Origin of the sequence: Falsiroseomonas sp. HW251, from assembly GCF_050563545.1 — a bacterium.
GTDB lineage: Bacteria > Pseudomonadota > Alphaproteobacteria > Acetobacterales > Acetobacteraceae > Falsiroseomonas.
Window position 1 is genome coordinate 52,715 of sequence record NZ_JBNXUM010000037.1, and the last position, 16,818, is coordinate 69,532.

At 73.3% G+C, this 16,818-nt stretch carries 18 protein-coding genes and 1 pseudogene; 13 read left to right on the forward strand and 6 right to left on the reverse strand.

Annotation, left to right across the window (positions count from 1 at the left end):
* The first annotated feature begins 84 nt into the window (after positions 1-84).
* The 4 genes from ndk to ACLF3M_RS30440 all read left to right on the forward strand — a co-directional run bounded on the left by ndk (position 85) and on the right by ACLF3M_RS30440 (position 3,988).
* Positions 85-507, forward strand: coding sequence for a nucleoside-diphosphate kinase (gene ndk / locus ACLF3M_RS30425; RefSeq protein ID WP_430660773.1), 423 nt, complete (start codon positions 85-87; stop codon positions 505-507).
* A gap of 108 nt (positions 508-615) precedes the next feature.
* Complete coding sequence (locus ACLF3M_RS30430; protein ID WP_430660774.1) at positions 616-2,613, forward strand: methyl-accepting chemotaxis protein; 1,998 nt, start codon at positions 616-618, stop codon at positions 2,611-2,613.
* A 128-nt stretch (positions 2,614-2,741) separates the two neighbouring features.
* Positions 2,742-3,164 carry a hypothetical protein gene (locus ACLF3M_RS30435; protein ID WP_430660775.1) on the forward strand — a complete coding sequence of 141 codons (423 nt, stop codon included), beginning with the start codon at positions 2,742-2,744 and terminating at the stop codon, positions 3,162-3,164.
* Positions 3,161-3,988 (forward strand): HWE histidine kinase domain-containing protein, encoded by an 828-nt coding sequence (locus tag ACLF3M_RS30440; protein WP_430660776.1) that lies wholly within the window; start codon positions 3,161-3,163, stop codon positions 3,986-3,988. The genes ACLF3M_RS30435 and ACLF3M_RS30440 overlap by 4 nt, the downstream gene beginning before the upstream one ends.
* Here the strand turns inward: ACLF3M_RS30440 and ACLF3M_RS30445 are convergent.
* Genes ACLF3M_RS30445 through purM form a run of 4 tightly spaced genes read right to left on the reverse strand, consistent with a single transcriptional unit; the run spans position 3,970 to position 6,399 of the window.
* Positions 3,970-4,440, reverse strand: a complete 471-nt coding sequence (locus ACLF3M_RS30445) for an N-acetyltransferase family protein (RefSeq protein ID WP_430660777.1) — start codon at positions 4,438-4,440, stop codon at positions 3,970-3,972. The two genes, ACLF3M_RS30440 and ACLF3M_RS30445, sit on opposite strands and share 19 nt — an antisense overlap.
* A 23-nt stretch (positions 4,441-4,463) precedes the next feature.
* On the reverse strand, positions 4,464-4,625 hold the full coding sequence (locus tag ACLF3M_RS30450; protein ID WP_430660778.1) for an aa3-type cytochrome c oxidase subunit IV: 162 nt from the start codon (positions 4,623-4,625) through the stop codon (positions 4,464-4,466).
* Positions 4,626-4,642: 17 nt separating this feature from the next.
* A complete protein-coding gene (purN, locus tag ACLF3M_RS30455) occupies positions 4,643-5,344 on the reverse strand; it encodes a phosphoribosylglycinamide formyltransferase (protein ID WP_430660779.1) in 702 nt (233 codons plus the stop codon).
* Positions 5,341-6,399, reverse strand: a complete 1,059-nt coding sequence (purM, locus tag ACLF3M_RS30460) for a phosphoribosylformylglycinamidine cyclo-ligase (protein WP_430660780.1) — start codon at positions 6,397-6,399, stop codon at positions 5,341-5,343. Before purM ends, purN begins: the two co-directional genes overlap by 4 nt.
* Before the next feature lie 51 nt (positions 6,400-6,450).
* Here purM and ACLF3M_RS30465 point away from each other — a divergent pair, with 51 nt between their 5' ends.
* From ACLF3M_RS30465 to ACLF3M_RS30500, 8 genes are all read left to right on the forward strand, one after another.
* A complete protein-coding gene (locus ACLF3M_RS30465) occupies positions 6,451-7,164 on the forward strand; it encodes a hypothetical protein (RefSeq protein ID WP_430660781.1) in 714 nt (237 codons plus the stop codon).
* On the forward strand, positions 7,151-7,756 hold the full coding sequence (locus ACLF3M_RS30470) for a CDP-alcohol phosphatidyltransferase family protein (protein WP_430660782.1): 606 nt from the start codon (positions 7,151-7,153) through the stop codon (positions 7,754-7,756). Before ACLF3M_RS30465 ends, ACLF3M_RS30470 begins: the two co-directional genes overlap by 14 nt.
* Complete coding sequence (locus ACLF3M_RS30475; protein WP_430660783.1) at positions 7,756-8,913, forward strand: AI-2E family transporter; 1,158 nt, start codon at positions 7,756-7,758, stop codon at positions 8,911-8,913. Before ACLF3M_RS30470 ends, ACLF3M_RS30475 begins: the two co-directional genes overlap by 1 nt.
* A 278-nt stretch (positions 8,914-9,191) precedes the next feature.
* Positions 9,192-10,328, forward strand: coding sequence for a fatty acid desaturase (locus ACLF3M_RS30480; RefSeq protein WP_430660784.1), 1,137 nt, complete (start codon positions 9,192-9,194; stop codon positions 10,326-10,328).
* A 142-nt stretch (positions 10,329-10,470) separates the two neighbouring features.
* Positions 10,471-11,043 carry a hypothetical protein gene (locus ACLF3M_RS30485; RefSeq protein WP_430660785.1) on the forward strand — a complete coding sequence of 191 codons (573 nt, stop codon included), beginning with the start codon at positions 10,471-10,473 and terminating at the stop codon, positions 11,041-11,043.
* 19 nt (positions 11,044-11,062) lie between these two features.
* A complete protein-coding gene (locus ACLF3M_RS30490) occupies positions 11,063-11,623 on the forward strand; it encodes a hypothetical protein (protein ID WP_430660786.1) in 561 nt (186 codons plus the stop codon).
* 71 nt (positions 11,624-11,694) lie between these two features.
* Complete coding sequence (locus ACLF3M_RS30495; RefSeq protein ID WP_430660787.1) at positions 11,695-12,333, forward strand: hypothetical protein; 639 nt, start codon at positions 11,695-11,697, stop codon at positions 12,331-12,333.
* Between the two features lie 98 nt (positions 12,334-12,431).
* Positions 12,432-13,598: a multidrug effflux MFS transporter gene (locus ACLF3M_RS30500; RefSeq protein WP_430660788.1), complete on the forward strand. Its 1,167-nt coding sequence runs from the start codon at positions 12,432-12,434 to the stop codon at positions 13,596-13,598.
* Between the two features lie 72 nt (positions 13,599-13,670).
* Here ACLF3M_RS30500 and ACLF3M_RS30505 read toward each other — a convergent pair whose 3' ends face one another.
* Both ACLF3M_RS30505 and ACLF3M_RS30510 read right to left on the reverse strand, forming a co-directional pair.
* Entirely contained in the window at positions 13,671-14,456 is a 786-nt protein-coding gene (locus ACLF3M_RS30505; RefSeq protein WP_430660789.1) for a transporter substrate-binding domain-containing protein, read from the reverse strand.
* Between the two features lie 74 nt (positions 14,457-14,530).
* A complete protein-coding gene (locus ACLF3M_RS30510; RefSeq protein ID WP_430660790.1) occupies positions 14,531-16,333 on the reverse strand; it encodes a PHA/PHB synthase family protein in 1,803 nt (600 codons plus the stop codon).
* A gap of 97 nt (positions 16,334-16,430) precedes the next feature.
* Here ACLF3M_RS30510 and ACLF3M_RS30515 point away from each other — a divergent pair.
* Positions 16,431-16,818 (forward strand): annotated as a pseudogene (locus ACLF3M_RS30515) (hypothetical protein); the annotation flags it as partial.

Genomic DNA, 16,818 nt, shown 5'->3' on the forward strand with positions numbered 1-16,818 from the left:
CGGGACGCCCGCGCCAGGGCTTGCGCCCCCGGGCGTGAACGCCTATCCGGCCCGCGCCTTCGCAGACGCAACAAGGAACGCCCCATGGCCATCGAGCGCACCTTCTCCATCATCAAGCCCGACGCCACCCGGCGGAACCTGACCGGCGCGATCAACGCCATTTTCGAGAAGAACGGCCTGCGCATCGTCGCGCAGAAGCGCATCTGGATGTCGCGGGCACATGCCAAGAAGTTCTACGAGGTGCACGCCGCGCGTCCCTTCTACAACGACCTCGTGGACTTCATGGTCTCCGGCCCCGTCGTGGTCCAGGTGCTGGAGGGCGAGAACGCGGTGGCGAAGAACCGCGAGCTGATGGGCGCGACCAACCCCGCCAACGCCGCCGAGGGCACGATCCGCAAGCTGTTTGCCGAGAGCATCGAGGCGAATTCCGTGCACGGCTCCGACAGCCCGGAGAACGCGGCGATCGAGATCGCCTATTTCTTCGCGGGCTACGAGATCGTCGACTGAGCCGCCCGGCGCCGGGCGGGGCGGGTCGGAAGACCCGCTTCGGGGCTAACCTCCCCTCAATATTCCCAGGCTAACCCTGCCCTCCGGCAAGTGACCGGAGTGCTCCCCATGGGCGGTTTCCTCGCCTCGATCGGCGTCCGCCTGGCGGCGGGGCTGCTGCTGCTGGGCGCCGTCGCGCTCGGCGGCGCCGCGGTGACCTGGGCCGGCGCCCAGGCCCAGGCCGACCGCACCGCCGCCCTGATGCGCCTGGCCGGCGCGGAGCCGCTGGCGGAGAGGCTGCGCGCCGGCGTCTATGCCGTGGTGATGGAAAGCCGCGGCCTCTACATCGCCCGCGACCGCGCCCAGGCCGAGCGCTTCGCCGCCGAGCTCGACCGCCACCTGGCCGCGCTGCAGCGGGACTGGGCCGCGCTGAAGCAGGTCCTGCCCGCGTCGGAGCAGGGCAGGGCCGCGACGCTCGAGACCGCGCTCGGCGCCTTCGTCGCGATGCGCGCCGAGCTCGCCCGCGTCGGCGTGGAGCAGGGCGCGCAGGCCGCCGACCGGCTCGGCAACAATGACGCCAACCGCGCGACGCGCACCGCCTTCAGCAACGCGCTCGACGCGCTCTCCGCCGCGGTCTCCGCAGACATCGCCCGCCTGCAGGACGAGACCCTGGCCGCCGGCCGCCAGCTCGCCCTGACGCTTCTGCTCGCCAGCTCGCTCGCCGTCGTCGCGGTCACCGCGACGATCCTCCTTCTCGCCCAGCGCGGCGTGGCGCGGCCGCTGCGCGACCTCGTCGCGGCGCTGCGCGCCATGGCCGACGGACGGCTCGACGAGGTGCGCCTGCCGCCTGCCGGGATCGGCGAGGTCGGCGCCATCGCCGGCGCGGCGCATGTCTTCCTCGGCACGCTGCGCGACAACCACCGCCTCGCCGCCGAGGCCGCGGAGGCGCATGCCGCGCGCGACCGCCGCCAGGCCGCGATGGACCGCCACACCCTGGAATTCGGCGGCTCCGTCGCGGGTGTGATGAACCTGCTGGCGGAGAACGCCGCCGGCATGGAACGCGCCGCACAGTCCCTGTCGGAGATCGCCGCCTGCACGCGGGAAAGCGCCGCCGGCACGACGGAAGGCGCGCGCGGCAGCCAGCGCAACCTCCACGCCGTCGCCGCCGCGACCGAGGAGATGACCGCGAGCGTCGCCGAGATCGCGCGCCAGGCCGCCGAGGCCGCCGCCGCCGCGCAGGACGCCGTCGCGCGGGTGCGCGCGACCGGCGAGACCGTCCAGGGCCTCGCCGCCGCCGCCGGCCAGGTCGGCGAGGTCGTGCGCCTGATCGCCGACATCGCCGCCCAGACCAACCTCCTCGCGCTCAATGCCACGATCGAGGCGGCGCGCGCGGGCGAAGCCGGCAAGGGCTTCGCGGTGGTGGCCGGCGAGGTGAAGCAGCTCGCCAGCCAGACCGCCTCGGCGACCGAGCGCATCGAACGGCAGGTCGCCGCCATCCAGGACGCCACCGGCCAGGCCGTCGCGGTGGTGCAGGGTGTGGCCACGGCGATCGCCCGGGTGGACAGCGTCGCCGCCGCCATCGCCGGCGCGGTGGACCAGCAGGCCTCCGCCACGCGGGAGATAGCGGCCAGCGTGCAGGCCGTGACCGGCCGCACCGAGGCGACCACCGCCGCGATGGACGTGCTCGCCGGCCAGGCCGGGCAGGCCGGCTCCGGCGCGCAGTCGGTACGCGACGCCTCGCTCGCCGTCAGCCGCGTCGCGCGCGAGCTGCGCGAGGAGGTCGAGCAGTTCCTCGCCGCCATGCGCTGCGAGGAAGGCGAGCGCCGCCAGTTCGAACGCGTGCCCGGCCGGGAGATGGAGGTCGAGCTCCGCCGCGACGGCGCGCCGCCCTGCCGCGCGACGCTTCTCGACATCGCCCGCGGCGGCGCCGCCTTCCGCGCCGATGTCGCGCTGCCGCCGGGCACCGGGATCCAGCTGGGCTTCCCCGGTCACGGCGTCGTCGGTGGCCGCGTCGCGCGCAGCGAGGCCGGCTACCTCGCCGTCGCTTTCCGCCAGGACCGCGAGGCGCTGGACCGCATCGCCGCGATCCTGGCCCGCCTGTCGCCGCCCCGGCAGCTCGCGGCCTGAGCGGTGTCGCATCCGCACGGGTTGCGGAATGCCGCGCATGTGATGATTGCGCCCGGCATCCTGCCGCGGGATGTTGCGCGAAGGCGCCTCGCCGGCCGTCGCGCGAAGGCCCATAAAGCCGGCCATCCATGCTCGATTTCATCTCGCGCCTGACCTACGACATCGTGCAGGGCCATGCGGGCTACGCGCCGCACGCCGTCTGCCTGCTGGAAGACCCCGCGATCATCGCGGTGGAGGTCGTCACGAACCTCGCCGTGGCGCTGGCCTATTTCCTGATCCCCGTCGCGCTCTGGCGGCTGGTGCGCCACGCGCCGGCGCTGCCCTTCCGCTCGGTCGTCGTGATGTTCCTGGTCTTCATCCTGGCCTGCGGGACGTCGCACCTGACCCGCGTGGCGAACCTGTTCCTGGGCGGGTGGACCTATTGGCTGGACGCGGCGGTCTGCACCGTGACGGCGGTCGCGAGCCTCGGCACCGCGATCGGCCTGGCGCGGCACGGCCGGTCCATCGCCGCGCTGGCTGCGCGCCGTCTGGCGCAGCCCGGCGCGGCGTGAGCGCGCCGGTCCTCTGGACGCTCGGCGCCGCCGCGACGCTGGCCGTTCTGACCGGGCTGCTGCTCCGCGTCTGGGGGCGGCGCGTCGCCCGCGAAATGGCGGAGGAGCGCGCCATCGTGGCGGCGCTGCAGGCCCAGCGCGACGCGCAGCGCACGGCCAAGGCGGCGGCCGAGGCGCAGCGCACGCTGCTGCTGCACGAGGTCAACCACCGCGCGCGCAACGCGCTCAGCATCGTGCAGGCGCTGGTGCGGATGTCGGCCCCGCGCGGCAGCGCGGGCGCCGCCGAGATCAACGGCCGCATCGCCGCGCTGGCCAGCGCGCATGAGCTGCTGGCCAGCCGCGACTGGCTGGGGACGGACATGATGGCGCTTGCCGCCGGCGTGCTGGCGCCGTTCCGGGGCCGCGGGCTCGCGCTGCGCGGCGAGCCGCTGCCCGTCCCGCCGGCGCAGGTGCAGCCGCTGTCCATGGTGCTGCACGAGCTCGCCACCAACGCGGCGAAGCACGGCGCGCTGTCCGCCGGCGGCGTGGTCGAGCTGTCCTGGCACATCACGGAGGAGGAGCTGCTGCTGCGTTGGGCGGAGCAGGGCGGGCCGCCCGTCCCCGGCCTGCCGCGCCGCCGCGGCGTCGGCACGCGGGTGATCGACACGCTGGTGGAGGCGCAGCTGCGCGGCCGGCTCCGCCGCGACTGGAACGAGCGGGGCCTGCGCGTCGAGATCGCCGTGCCGACGCGCGCGGCGCCGCCGCTGGCGCCGCCGGCCGGCGCCGCGGCCATCGCGGGCATGCCCGCGCCGGAGCCCGGGGCCCGTCAAAGGCTCAGCTTGTAGCCCTCGTGCGAGGCCTTGAAGCCCAGCCGGTCGTAGAAGCGGTGGGCCGCCTTGCGGGACTTGTCGGTGGTCAGCTGCACCGTCGCGCAGCCTCGCGCCCGGCAGGCCTCCACCGCCCAGCGCATCATCGCGGCGCCGAGCCCCTGGCCGCGACAGGGCGCGGCGATGCGCACCGCCTCGACTTGGCCGCGCCAGGCGCCCTTCTTCGACAGCCCCGGCAGGAAGGACAGCTGCATCGTGCCCACGACCTCGCCGCCGCGCGCCGCCACGACCAGGCGCTGGTTCGGGTCGGCGGCGATGGCGCGGAAGGCCGCGAGGTAGCCGGGATGCAGCGGCAGCGACGCGTCCTCCCGCGCGGCGCCGAGATGGTCGTCGGCGAGCATGGCGACGATCGCCGGCAGGTCGGCCTCGGTGGCGTCGCGGAAGACGAGGGTGGCAGGCGCGACCGTCATTCAGGCCGGCCCGCGCGAGCGCACTAAACCAAAAAGATCCACATCAGCAACAGGATCGCGATCGTCGCGCCGATCGCGTAGGTGCTGCCTTTCAGGAAGCTGTCGTAGAAGGACACGCGCTCCGGCATGATGTCGGAGGCCTTGACCTCCACCAGCTCGAACGACGCGGGGCCATGCTCGGCCATTGTTGCGTTCCCCATGCTCAACCCTGACCCCGGCTTGTAGGAAGCAGGGACGGGACGGGCAAGGGGTTGGCCAGCGCGCCCTCGGCGCCCGAAGGGGGATTGGGCACCGCGATCCGGGTCCCGGCCCCCTCGAGCCGCACCAGGCCGGCCGCCAGCCAGGCCAGCGCCGCCGGATACAGCCGGTGCTCCTGCGCCAGCACCCGGGCGGCGAGCTCGGCCTCAGTGTCGCCGTCGAGCACGGGCACGGCCGCCTGGGCCAGGATCGGCCCGTCATCCACACCCGCCCGCACGAGGTGGACGGTGCAGCCATGGATCTTCACCCCCGCCGCCAGCGCCCTGGCATGCGTATCGAGCCCCCGGAAGCTCGGCAGCAGCGAGGGGTGGATGTTCACCAGCCGGTCCTGCCAGCGCGTCACGAAGCCCTCGGTCAGCACGCGCATGAAGCCGGCGAGCGCGATCAGCTCGATCCCGTGGCCATGCAGCTCGGCCTCCATCGCGCGCTCGAAGGCGTCGCGGTCCCGGCCGAAGAGGCGCGATTCCACGGCGGCCGTCGGGATCCCGCGCCCCCGCGCGAAGGCGAGGCCCGCGGCATTGTCCTTGTTCGACAGGACCAGCGCGATCTCGGCGGGATAGGCGGGATCCTCGGCGGCGTTGAGCAGCGCCGCCATGTTGCTGCCGCGGCCCGAGATCACGATGGCGGTGCGGACACGGCGGGTCATGCCGGCCAGCCCGGGGAGAGCCCTTCGACCCGCACCGCCGCGTCGCCCGCCGCCGCCTCCAGCACGCCGATGCGCGACACGCCCTCGCCCTGGTCGCGCAGCAGCGCCATGGCCTCCTCGGCCTGCTCGGCGGCGACCACCACCACCATGCCGAGGCCGCAGTTGAAGACGCGCAGCATCTCGTCGGGGCTGATCCCGCCCGTCCGCGCCAGCCAGGCGAAGACCGGCGGCACGGCCCAGGCCCGCGCATCCAGCGCCGCCACGACGCCCTCCGGCAGCACCCGCGGCAGATTGCCCGGCAGGCCCCCCCCGGTGATGTGCGCCGCCGCCTTCACCAGCCCCGCGCGGTGTGCCGCCAGCAGCGGCTTCACGTAGATCCGCGTCGGCGCCAGCAGCGCCTGCGCCACGGTTCCCGCGCCGAAGGGCGCCGGCGCGGCGAGCGTCAGGTTGGTCGCCTCCAGCACCCGGCGCACCAGGGAGAAGCCGTTGGAATGCACGCCCGAGCTCGCCAGCCCCAGCAGAACGTCGCCCGGGCCGATGTCAGGGCGCGGCAGCAGGCTCCCGCGCTCCGCCGCACCGACCGAGAAGCCCGCGAGGTCGTAGTCGCCGCCCTTGTAGAGCCCCGGCATCTCCGCGGTCTCGCCGCCGACGAGCGCACAGCCCGCGATCCGGCAGCCCTCCGCGATGCCCGCGACGACGTCGCGCGCCTGCGCGACCTCGAGCTTCCCCGTCGCGAAGTAGTCCAGGAAGAACAGCGGCTCCGCGCCCTGGACCACGAGGTCGTTGACGCACATCGCGACGAGGTCCTGCCCGACCGTGCCGTGGATCCCGCTGTCAATGGCGAGCTTCAGCTTCGTGCCCACCCCGTCGGTCGAGGAGACCAGCACGGGATCGCTGAATCCCGCGGCCTTCAGGTCGAACAGCGCCCCGAAGCCGCCGAGGCCGCCCATCGTCCCCGTCCGCTCCGTCGCCTTCGCCAGCGGCTTGATCGCGTCCACCAGCGCGTCGCCGGCCTCGATGTCCACCCCGGCGTCGCGGTAGGTCAGGCTGGTCATGGCGGGTCCCGATCGGCTAAGTCGCGGAAGGTCACGACAAGGGATGGCGCGATGCCGCGCATGCGGATCGTCGGCGGGGACAGGAACCACGGCAGGCCGAGCCGCGCAATCGGGGCGCTGGCGGGCGCGGCGCTGGCGGGGCTGCTCCTGCTCGCGCTGCCGCGGGCGGCGCTGGCGCAGGCGACGCCGGAGGGAAACCCGCTGGTCCAGCGCGACGTGCCGGCCGAGGCGACGGCCGAGAACGCGGTTGTCGCCCGCGACCGCGCGCTCGTCGCCGGGCAGCGCATCGCCTACCAGCGCATGGCCGTGCAGCTCGGCCTGCCGCAGAACGTGTCCGACAGCCAGGTGGAGGCCATGGTCTCCTCCCTGGTGATCGAGAGCGAGCGCGTCACCGCCCGCGGCTATGCCGCGCGCATCACCGTGAACTTCCGCCAGCCCGGCAGCGCGCGCGCGCCGATGCTGGCCCCCGACGGCGCCCCCCCGGTCGGCGGCGGCGCGAGCCCCTCCTCCTCCACCATCGTGGCGGTGGCGAGCTACCGCAGCTTCGGCGAATACGCCGCCCTCGTCCGCGGCCTGTCCCATTCCCGCGCCATCGCCCGTGCCGAGGTGATCTCGATCTCGGGCGACCGCGCCCGCATCCGGCTCGGCCTGCGGCGCGACGCCGGCGAGGCTGCTAGCGAACTGGCCGAGCAGGGCGTGCTGCTGCTGCCCTCGGTCAGCGACGCCGAGCCGCGCGAGTGGCGCCTGTCCGTTGGGAGCCGCTGAGCCCGGCCCCCCTCCGGCCCAGACGCCCGCCGAGGCGCCGGGGCAGGGCGGCGATGCGGGGCTGTTCACCCTGCCCAACGCCATCACCTTCGCCCGGCTCTGCGCCGTGCCCGCCACCGTGTGGCTGGTGCTGCAGCACCGGCTCGACGCCGCCTTCTGGGTGTTCGTCGCCGCCGGCGTGTCGGACGCGGTGGATGGCTGGCTCGCCCGCGTCAGCAACGCGCGCTCGCGCCTCGGCGCCATCCTCGATCCCGTGGCGGACAAGGCGCTGCTGGTCTCGATCTACGTCACCCTGGCCGCGACGGGCGTGCTGCCGGACTGGCTCGCCATCCTCGTCGTGTTCCGGGACGTGCTGATCGTGGGCGGCGTGATCGTCCTGTACGTGCTCGGCCAGCCGCCTGCCATCGCGCCGCTGATGCTGTCGAAGGTGAACACCGCGCTGCAGATCGCGCTCGCGGCCGGCGCGCTGCTGGTGGCGGGCTACGCCCTGCCGCTGCAGAAGCCGCTCGACGCGCTGGTCTGGCTCACCGCCGCGACCACGTTGGCCACCGGCGCGCTCTATGTCTGGCGCGCGGCGAGGCGTGCGGGCTGATGGCCGAGGAAGCCAGGCCCCCCGCGCCGCGCCCGGCGGAGACGCGGCTCTCCACCTGGCCGCCGGCGCCGGCCGCGCGCAGCGCGACGCGCGGCCAGCGTCTCGGGCTGGTGTTCGGCGTGCTGGCCGCGCTGCTGTTTGCGCTGTGGCTGTTCTCCGCGATCCTCACCCCGTTCGTCCTGGCGGGATGCATCGCCTATTTCCTCGACCCGCTGGCCACGCGCATGGAGCGGTTCGGCGTTCGGCGGGGCCTCGGCGCCTTCCTGCTGATCCTCCTCCTCGCGGCCTTCTGCCTGCTCGCGGTGCTGCTGCTCTATCCCCTGCTGATCGCGCAGATCGGCGTGCTGATCACGCGGCTGCCGGCGTATGTCTCCGGCATCACCGCGCTGCTGCGCCAGGTGCTGGAACACGCACAGGAAGCCTTCGGGCCGGAGGTCGTGGACGCGCAGCTGCGCGACCTCGCGCTGCGCCAGGCCGCGACGATGCTGACCTATATCGGCACGGCGGTGACCACGCTGATCGGCGGCGGCTTCGCGATCTTCAACGTCTTCACGCTGCTGATCGTCACGCCCGTCGTCGGCTTCTACCTGCTGCGCGACTGGCCGCGCATCGTCCGCCGCGTGGACAACTGGCTGCCGCTGCGCAGCGCGCACACGCTGCGCCAGCTCGCGCGCGACACGGACCGCGTGCTCTCGGCCTGGCTGCGCGGGCAGCTGCTGTGCTGCCTCGTGCTGGCGGTCTTCTACGCCTTCGGCCTGCAGCTCGTCGGGCTCGAGCTCGGGCTGATCGTCGGGCTGATGGCCGGCATCCTGAGCTTCATCCCCTATGTCGGCTCCATCACGGGCTTCGTGACGGCGCTGCTGCTGGCCGCCGCGCAGTTCGGCACCTGGCAGGGGGTCGGGCTGGTCTTCGTGGTCTTCGTCATCGGCCAGTTCGTCGAGGGCTACGTGATCTACCCCCGCCTGCTCGGCGACCGGGTCGAGCTGCACGCGGTCTGGGTGATCTTTGCGCTGTTCGCCGGCGGCGTCGCCTTCGGCTTCCTCGGCGTGCTGCTCGCCGTTCCGATGGCGGCCGCGATCGGCGTCGTCGCCCGCTACTGGCTGCGCCGCTACCTCGAGAGCCCGCTCTACCTGGACCCCCCGCGCACCGGATCCTGACCGGATTCTGACCGGCGGGGCCGTCCCCGAGCACATCCCGGCCGGCGATGGCTTGATTCACGCGAGACTCAATCGAAGGTTGAGGATAGGCGAATAAACGCAACGCCTTGCGGCGCCGTTTCGCCTACAACTGTCCAGTCCCGGCCCGGTTGCGACGTCCGGACCGGTGCTTCGTTCCGACCAGGAGGAGAGAAATCATGCTCGTGGACCGTGTACTTGACCTGCCACAGGGGGATGTTCTTCCCCTCAGCCCGGTGCCCCTCCCGCCCAGGGAAGCCATGGCGGCGCGCCTGCCCCGCTCGGTCCAGCCCTTCCTGACATGGCTGACCGCCCGCCCCGCCCCCGGCGAGGAGATGCCCGTCCGCAGCCCGCTCGGCTTCGTCTGGGGCGCGCTGGCCTGGATCGCGGCCGGCATCGCGCTGACCATCCTGCCCTTCCTGCCGGAGGAGGTTCCCGCCACGGCCTGGGCGCTCGTCCCGCTCGGCCTGCTCTTCACCTGCTGCGGCCTCGGCCTGTTCCAGGTCGTGATCTTCCACCACTGCTCGCACGGCACGGTGTTCAAGACACGGGCGAGGAACAACCAGGTGGGGCGCCTGATCTCCGCCTTCCTGCTGTTCAAGCGTTACGACGACTACCAGCACGAGCACATGCTCCATCACAGCGCCAACAAGCTGCTGACCGAGGAGGACGAGTTCGCCGACTTCGTCTTCGGCCTCTGCGGGCTGGAGGCCGGCCTGCCGAAGCGCGAATTGTGGCGCCGCGTCCTGGTCGCCACGGTCTCGCCGGCCTTCCATTGGCGCTTCCTCAGCCGCCGCATCCAGAAAAGCCTCTTCACCGGCGATGCCGGGCATGACTGGCCGGGCCGTGTCTTCTGGGGCGGGCTGATCGTGCTGACGGTGGCGACCGGCACCTTCGGCCTGTTCCTCCTGGCCTGGGTGCTGCCGGTGACGATCCTGCTGCAGGTCGCGACCATCGGCCGCATCCTGGTCGAGCACAGCTTCCCGCCGGCCGACGTCATCCACAACCGCGGGCGCGAGCTGATCTGCCAGGCCTCGGTCGGCGTCTTCCCCGGCGCGACCCCGCCCGAGACGGGCGCGGGCCTGGTCGCCTGGGCGGGCTGGTGGACGGAGATGCTGACCTGGCAGCTCTTCGTGCGGCTCTTCGTCATGGTCGGCGACGCGCCCTGCCACGACTTCCACCACCGCAAGCCCGCGACGAAGAAGTGGACGAGCTACATCCATGCCCGCCAGCACGACGTCGAGAACGGCACGGGCTGCACGCTCGGCTACCTCGAATGCTGGGGGCTGGTGCGCGCCGTGGACCGCGCGCTGGCAAGCCTAGCGGACACCGCGCCAGAGACGATCGGCCGCACCCATCCGGGCCTCGTGGAGGCCGGCGAGCCCGCGCTGGCGTGACCTCGCCGTCGCCGGGGGAGGGGGCTCCTGGCCCCTTCCCCGGCGCCGGGGCGCGCGGGATCGCTACACACGGCAATGATTCCCGGCATTCCCCGCCGGGCGCCTATGGTTCTAGGCTCGATCCGTCGAGGAGAGCCCAGCCATGCGCCCTGTCGTCATCCCCGCCATGCTTGCCATCGGCCTGCTCGCGGGCTGCGCCGGCATGCCGCCGCCCGGCCAGATCCCCAACCTGCCGGCCAACCTGCAGCAGGGGCTCGCCGAACCCGGCCGCGAGGCCATCAACCTGGTCTCCTCGGTGTTCCCGAACCCCGCCACCGTGCGCGGCCGCCCGGCGGTGGCCGCCGCGGCCGTTTCCGACCTCGAATGGCTGGCCGCGAGCCTGCCGGTGGACCAGCGCTGGACCTCGATGCCGCCGACCGTCGCGGGCCAGGTCGCGCGCGGCCGCGATGCGGTGCGCGGCACCTTCGGCATCCCCGCCGAGGCCAGCCCGAACGCCGTGATCGCGGCCTTCGACGGCGCGGCCCAGGCGCTCTCCGTCGGCAACGCCCAGGCCGCCAGCGCGGCGCTGGCGACGGTGACCGGCGCGGGGAACGCGCCGCGCGCCGTTGCGCTGCTGTCGGACCTGCCGGCCATCCCCGCCGCCGCCCAGGCTGCCAGCCAGGCGCAGCAGGGCCTGGTCCAGATGGACCAGATCAGCGGCAACCGGCCGCGATAGAGGAGTGGGGAGGCGCCCGATGCGCGCGCGGATCGCGGTCCTGATCCTGCTGGCCGTGGCGGCCTGCGGACCGCTGCCGCCGCGGCCCGAGGCGCTGACCCTGCCGGACAACGCAGGCCCGGGCGGCGCCGGGGATCCCACGAGCTGGGCGATCCTCTCCTCGGCCTACACCTTCGGCCAGCCCTCCTCCGTCGCCGGCAACCCCGCCGCGGCGGCCGAGGCGCTGGGCCAGCTGGAATTCCTGGCCGTCCAGTTCCAGGCCGACCAGCGCTTCATCCCGGGCAATCCGACCACCGCCTTCCTGCTGGTCCAGGGCCGGACGGAGGCGCGCCAGGCCTTCGGCATCCGCCCCGACACGCCCCCGCAGCTGGCCGTGGACGCGCTCTATGCCGTGCGGGACTCGCTGCGCGCGGGCGACCGCGACCGCGCTGCGGCGGCAATGGCGCTGCTGACCCAGCCCGGCGGCGCGCCGCCCGCCCTCGCGCGGCTCGAGGCGCTGCCGTACCTGCCGCGCGCCGCCTTCGCGACCTTCACGGCGCAAAGCAGCTTCCGCCAGTTCGACGGCGTGAGACGGCTCTGAAGGCGGCGCCGGGGGCTCATCCCGGGCCGCGCGCTCCGCTATCTTCGTCGCGACCTCGCGAGGATCCCTGCATGCGCCTGTCCCTGCTGCTCGCCGCCGCGCTGCTCGGCGCCTGCGCGGAGATGCGCACGCCCCCCGCCGCGTCCCGCGTGCCCGCCGGGCTCGGCGTGATGGCCGCCGATCCCGTCCCCGCCATGGCGGCGGATGCGGCGCGCGTCATCGGCACGGGCCGCGGCCTGCAGGGCCGCACCGGCGAGGTCGCGCGCGCCATCGGCCAGATGGAGCTCGTCACCCAGGCGCTCACCGGCGATGCGCGCTGGGGCGCACTGCCCGTCGCGGTGAACGCGGAGATCACCCCTGCGCGGCTGGAATGGCGGTCCGTCCTCGGCATCCGCGCCGGCGCGACGCCGGACGCCGCGGCGGCCGCGCTCGGCCAGGTCGCGATCGCGACAGGGCGGGGGGATACGCGGGCCGCGGCCGCCGCGCTCGATCCCGCGGTCTTCGATCCCGGCGGCGCGCCGACGCTGGCGCGCCTCGCCTCGCCCGAGCCGCTGCCGCAGACCGCATCCGGCGCGCGCGTCGCGGCCGAGGCGACGCAGGCGCTGGCCGCGCGCGGCCTGGTCGGCGTCGCCGTCGCGCTCGATCCCGATGCCGGCCGCACCAACATGCCGGGCGGGCCGGGCAGCGAGGGGCTTCCGCCGCTGCGTTGAGCACGCTGCGCCGATCGTGATCGCCGCGTGTCCGCGCCGGGACGAAGGCATGCGCGCGCGGGGCTTCTAGCGGCGCCGGGATGGTGCGACAGGGTGGCATGCCCCGCTGGCTCCCCCTGCTGCTCGGCTTCCTCACGGCCGTCGGTCCGATCTCGACCGACATGTACCTCCCCGCCTTCCCCGCGATCGAGGCCGAGCTCGGCACGGCGCGCGGCAGCGTGGAGATCACGCTGTCGGCCTGGTTCGTCGGGCTCGCCGTCGGGCAGCTCGTGCAGGGGACGCTGGCGGACCGGCTGGGACGGCGCACGCCGCTGCTGGTCGGCACCGCGCTCTACACCGTCGCCTCCATCGGCTGCGCGCTGGCGCAGGACATGGTCACGCTCTCGGCCTGGCGCTGCGCCGCGGCCTTCGGCGGTGCCGCGAGCGCGGTGATCCCGCGCGCGATGGTGCGTGACCTCGCCGACGGGCTCGCCGCGGCGACGCTGATGTCGAGGCTGATGCTGGTGATGGGCGCGGCGCCGATCCTGGCGCCGACCTTGGGCGGCGTGCTGCTGGGCCTGGGCAGCTGGCGCACGATCTTCTGGTTCTGCGCGGCCTATGGCGCGATCTCCTGCGCGTTGGCGTCGCTGCTGCTGCCGGAGACGCTGCCGCCCGCCAGGCGCGTGCGGCGGTCCTTCGTGACGCTGCTCGGCGACTTCGTGCGCATCGCGCGCGAGAGGAGCTTCATCACCCACGCCATGATGGGCTCCGCGACGATGTTCAGCGTCTTCGTCTTTATCGGCGGCGCGCCCGACGTCTATATCGGGCGCTTCGGCATCGCGCCGGAGCGCTTCGGGCTGCTCTTCGCGGTCAGCGCGACCGGCTTCATCGGCGCGACGCAGCTCAATCCCTGGCTGCTGAAGCGCCTCGGCGCGCGGCGCGTGCCGCGGATCGCGCTGCGCGTCTCGGCGGCCGCGGTCGCAGTGCTGGCGGTCTGCGCCTTCGCCGATATTGGCGGGCTGATGGGAATCTTCCTGCCCTCGGTCGTCGCGCTGGCGGCGACGGGGCTGGTCTTCCCGAACAGCGCGGTCGGCGCGCTGTCGCGGCACGCCGCGCGCGCGGGCAGCGCCTCCGCCCTGCTCGGCGTGCTGCAATTCGCCTGCGCGGCGACGGGCAGCGCGTTGGTCGGCGCGCTGGCCGACGGCACGGCGCGGCCGCTGGCGGTGCTGATGGTGCTCGGCGCCGGCGCGGCGCTGCTGGCCGAGGCGCTGCGGCCGCGCCCGTAGCGCGTGCGGCGATGCTTCCGTCAGCGCGCCTGCGGCGCTGCTTCCTTCAGCGCGCCTGCGGCGATGCTTCCGTCAGCGCGCCTGCGGCGCGACCTCGGCCTCCGTCTGCCCGCTCGCCGCGAGTGCGCGCGCCACGAAGCTGGATGCCTTGGCGTCCTCCACCACGCCGCGCAGCCAGGGCAGGGCGGCCTGCCGCGCCGCGGGAATGCCGACGGCCTGCTCGATCACCTGGAAGCGGCCGGGTATGACGCGGAAGCCGGCATTCGCGCGGGCATAAGCGACGAGCGGCTGCTTCACCCCGGCCGCGGCTTCCAGCCCGTTGCGGACGAAGACCTCCACCGCCTCGGGCGAGGTCGTGGCGCGCACCAGTGTCGCCTGCCTGATCTCGCGCGTCAGGAACAGGTCATAGGCGCTGCCGCGCCCGACCGCGATGCGGATGCCGCGCCGGTCGAAATCCTCGATCGCGCGCAGCGGGCTGTCGGCGCGGACGAGATACGTCCCTTCGATGATCACATAGGGCGCGGTGAAGGCGATGCCCTGCGCGCGCACGGGATCGATCGCCAGGAAACACAGGTCCCACGCGTCCCGCCGCAGCGCGTCGGTGACGCGCCCCGCCGCGTCGAAGGCGACGTATTCCAGCCCGACGCCGAGCCGGCGCGCGATCTCCGCGGCGAGCTCGGCCGAGACGCCGCGCGGCGCGCCGGTGGCGGGATCGCGCTGCGCGAGGACGGGATTGCCGTAGTTGATCGCGACGCGGAGCGTGCCGGAGGGCGCGAGGATCGCGGCCGGTGCCTGTGCGCGCGCGGGCAGCGCGAGCAGGGCAGGGGTCCCGAGCAGCGCGCGGCGTGTGGTGGTCATGTCGTTCTTCCCGGCGTGTTCTTCCCCCTCCCCCGCCGTTACGGGGGAGGGTCGGGGAGGGGGCCAGGCGAGACCTAATCCCGCGCCTGCACCCGCACGTAATCCCCCGGCGCGTCGCACAGCGCCGTCAGCCCGCCCTCCCCGGGGATCCGCGCCGGCACCATCGCCTTGTCCTGCGTCATGATCCAGCGCTGCCAGTCCGGCCACCAGGATCCCGACAGCTCCGTCGCGCCCCTGAACCAGGCATCGGGATCGGCCGGCAGCTCCTCGCCCACCCAGTGGCTGTACTTCCCGCTTTCCGGCGGGTTCACCACGCCCGCGATGTGGCCCGAGGCCGCGAGAACGAAGCGGATCTTCCCGCCATAGATCTGCGTCGCACGATAAGTGGATTTCCACGGCGCGATGTGGTCCTCGCGCGTGCTCAGGATGTAGGTCGGCAGCTTCACCTTCCTGAGGTCGATCGGCACGCCGTCCAGCTCGATCGCGCCAGGCCTGGCGAGGTCGTTCTGCTGGTACATCCGGCGGAGGTAGAAGCTGTGCATCCGCGCCGGCATGCGCGTGCTGTCGTCGTTCCAGTACAGCAGGTCGAAGGGGAAGGGCTCCTGGCCCATCAGGTAGTTCGACACCACGAAGGACCAGATCAGGTCGTTGGCGCGGAGCATGTTGAAGGTCGTCGCCATCTCCGACCCATCGAGGAAGCCGCGCTTCTGCATCTTCTCCTCGAGGCTCTGCAGCTGCTCCTCGTCGATGAAGACGCCGAGCTCCCCGGCCTCCTCGAAATCCACCATCGTGGTGAAGAAGGTCGCGGACTTCACGCGGGTGTCCTTCTTCGCCGCCATATGCGCGAGCGTGGAGGCCAGCAGCGTCCCGCCGAGGCAATAGCCGATGACGTTCGCGCCCTTCTCCCCCGTCGCCTTCTCGATCGCATCGAGCGCGGCATACGGGCCTTCGCGCATGTAGTCGTCGAAGCCCTTCTCCGCGAGCTTCTCGTCGGGATTGACCCAGGAGATGACGAAGACCGTATGGCCCTGCTCGACCGCCCAGCGGATGAAGCTGTTCTTCGGGCGCAGGTCCAGGATGTAGAACTTGTTGATCCAGGGCGGGATGATCAGCAGCGGGCGCTTCAGCACAGTCTCGGTCGTGGGCGCGTACTGGATCAGCTCCATCAGGTCGTTGCGGAAGACCACCTTACCCGGCGTGACCGCGATGTTCTCGCCGACCTTGAACTTCGTTTCGTCGGTCATGCGGATGCGCAGCTGGCCCTTGCCGCGCTCGAGGTCCGACAGCAGGTTCGACAGGCCCTTGAGCAGGTTCTCCCCGCCGGTCTCCGCGGTCCTGCGCAGCACCTCGGGGTTGGTCATGAGGAAGTTGGACGGGCTCATCGCGTCCACGAACTGGCGGGTGTAGAAATCCACCTTCTGCGCGGTCTTGTGGTCCAGCCCCTCCGCCCCTTCGACGACGGTGGTGAAGAAGCGGGCCGAGAGCAGGTAGGACTGGCGGATGAAGTCGAAGACCTCGTTCTCCCGCCAGGCCTCGTCCTTGAAGCGGCGGTCGGTCTTGGCTTCCTCGATCACGGGCTGCGTGGGATCGCCCATCATCCGCCGCGCCGTGTTCTGCCAGAGCGTCAGATAGTCCTGCCAGAAGCCGATCTGCGCCTGCATCAGCCGCGCGGGATTGGCCATCAGCCGCGTCGTCATCTCCATGAAGGCGTTGCCGATGTTCAGCGGATCGGGCGAGGACGCGCTCTCGTTACCCTGGCGCTTGAGGAAGTCGGTCACGATGCGCTGGCCGCGCTCCGCGACGTCGGCCATGGTGCGGGAGACGACCGCGGGGTCGGGCAGCCGAAAGCTCGTCTTGTCGTCGCTGTCCTGGGACATCCGCTCCCTCGACCCATCCTGCCGCGGCTTGCCGCCGGGCACGCTTTCGCCGGCGCGCCGTTCGGGCTAACGCTGCGTCCGGACAGGACGGAAGCGCATGGGCCCGCGCGTCGGAGGCGGCATTCACGGGAAGGCTAGGGGGTGGCGCGCGGCGGATCAAGCGCGGGCGGCCCTGCTGCTCGTTGCGGCCTGCGCGCTGGCGGGCTGCGATCGCGTCGCCGAACTCGATCCGCGACCGTTCTTCGCCAACGCCTTCGGCGCCGCCCATCTGCAGGGCAGGGACCCGCCGCCCGGCGCCGACGCGCCCTATCCCCTGCTGTCCTCGGTCCCGCCGCGCCCGGCGCCGCCGGACGCCGCGGCCCGCGACCGGGTGATGGCGGCGCTGCAGGCGGACCGCGCGCAGTCCCGCACCCCGCTCGGCGTCATGCCGCCCGCCCGCGAGCCGGGCGCCGCCGCGCCGGCCGGCGGCCCGCCCGCCCCGCCGC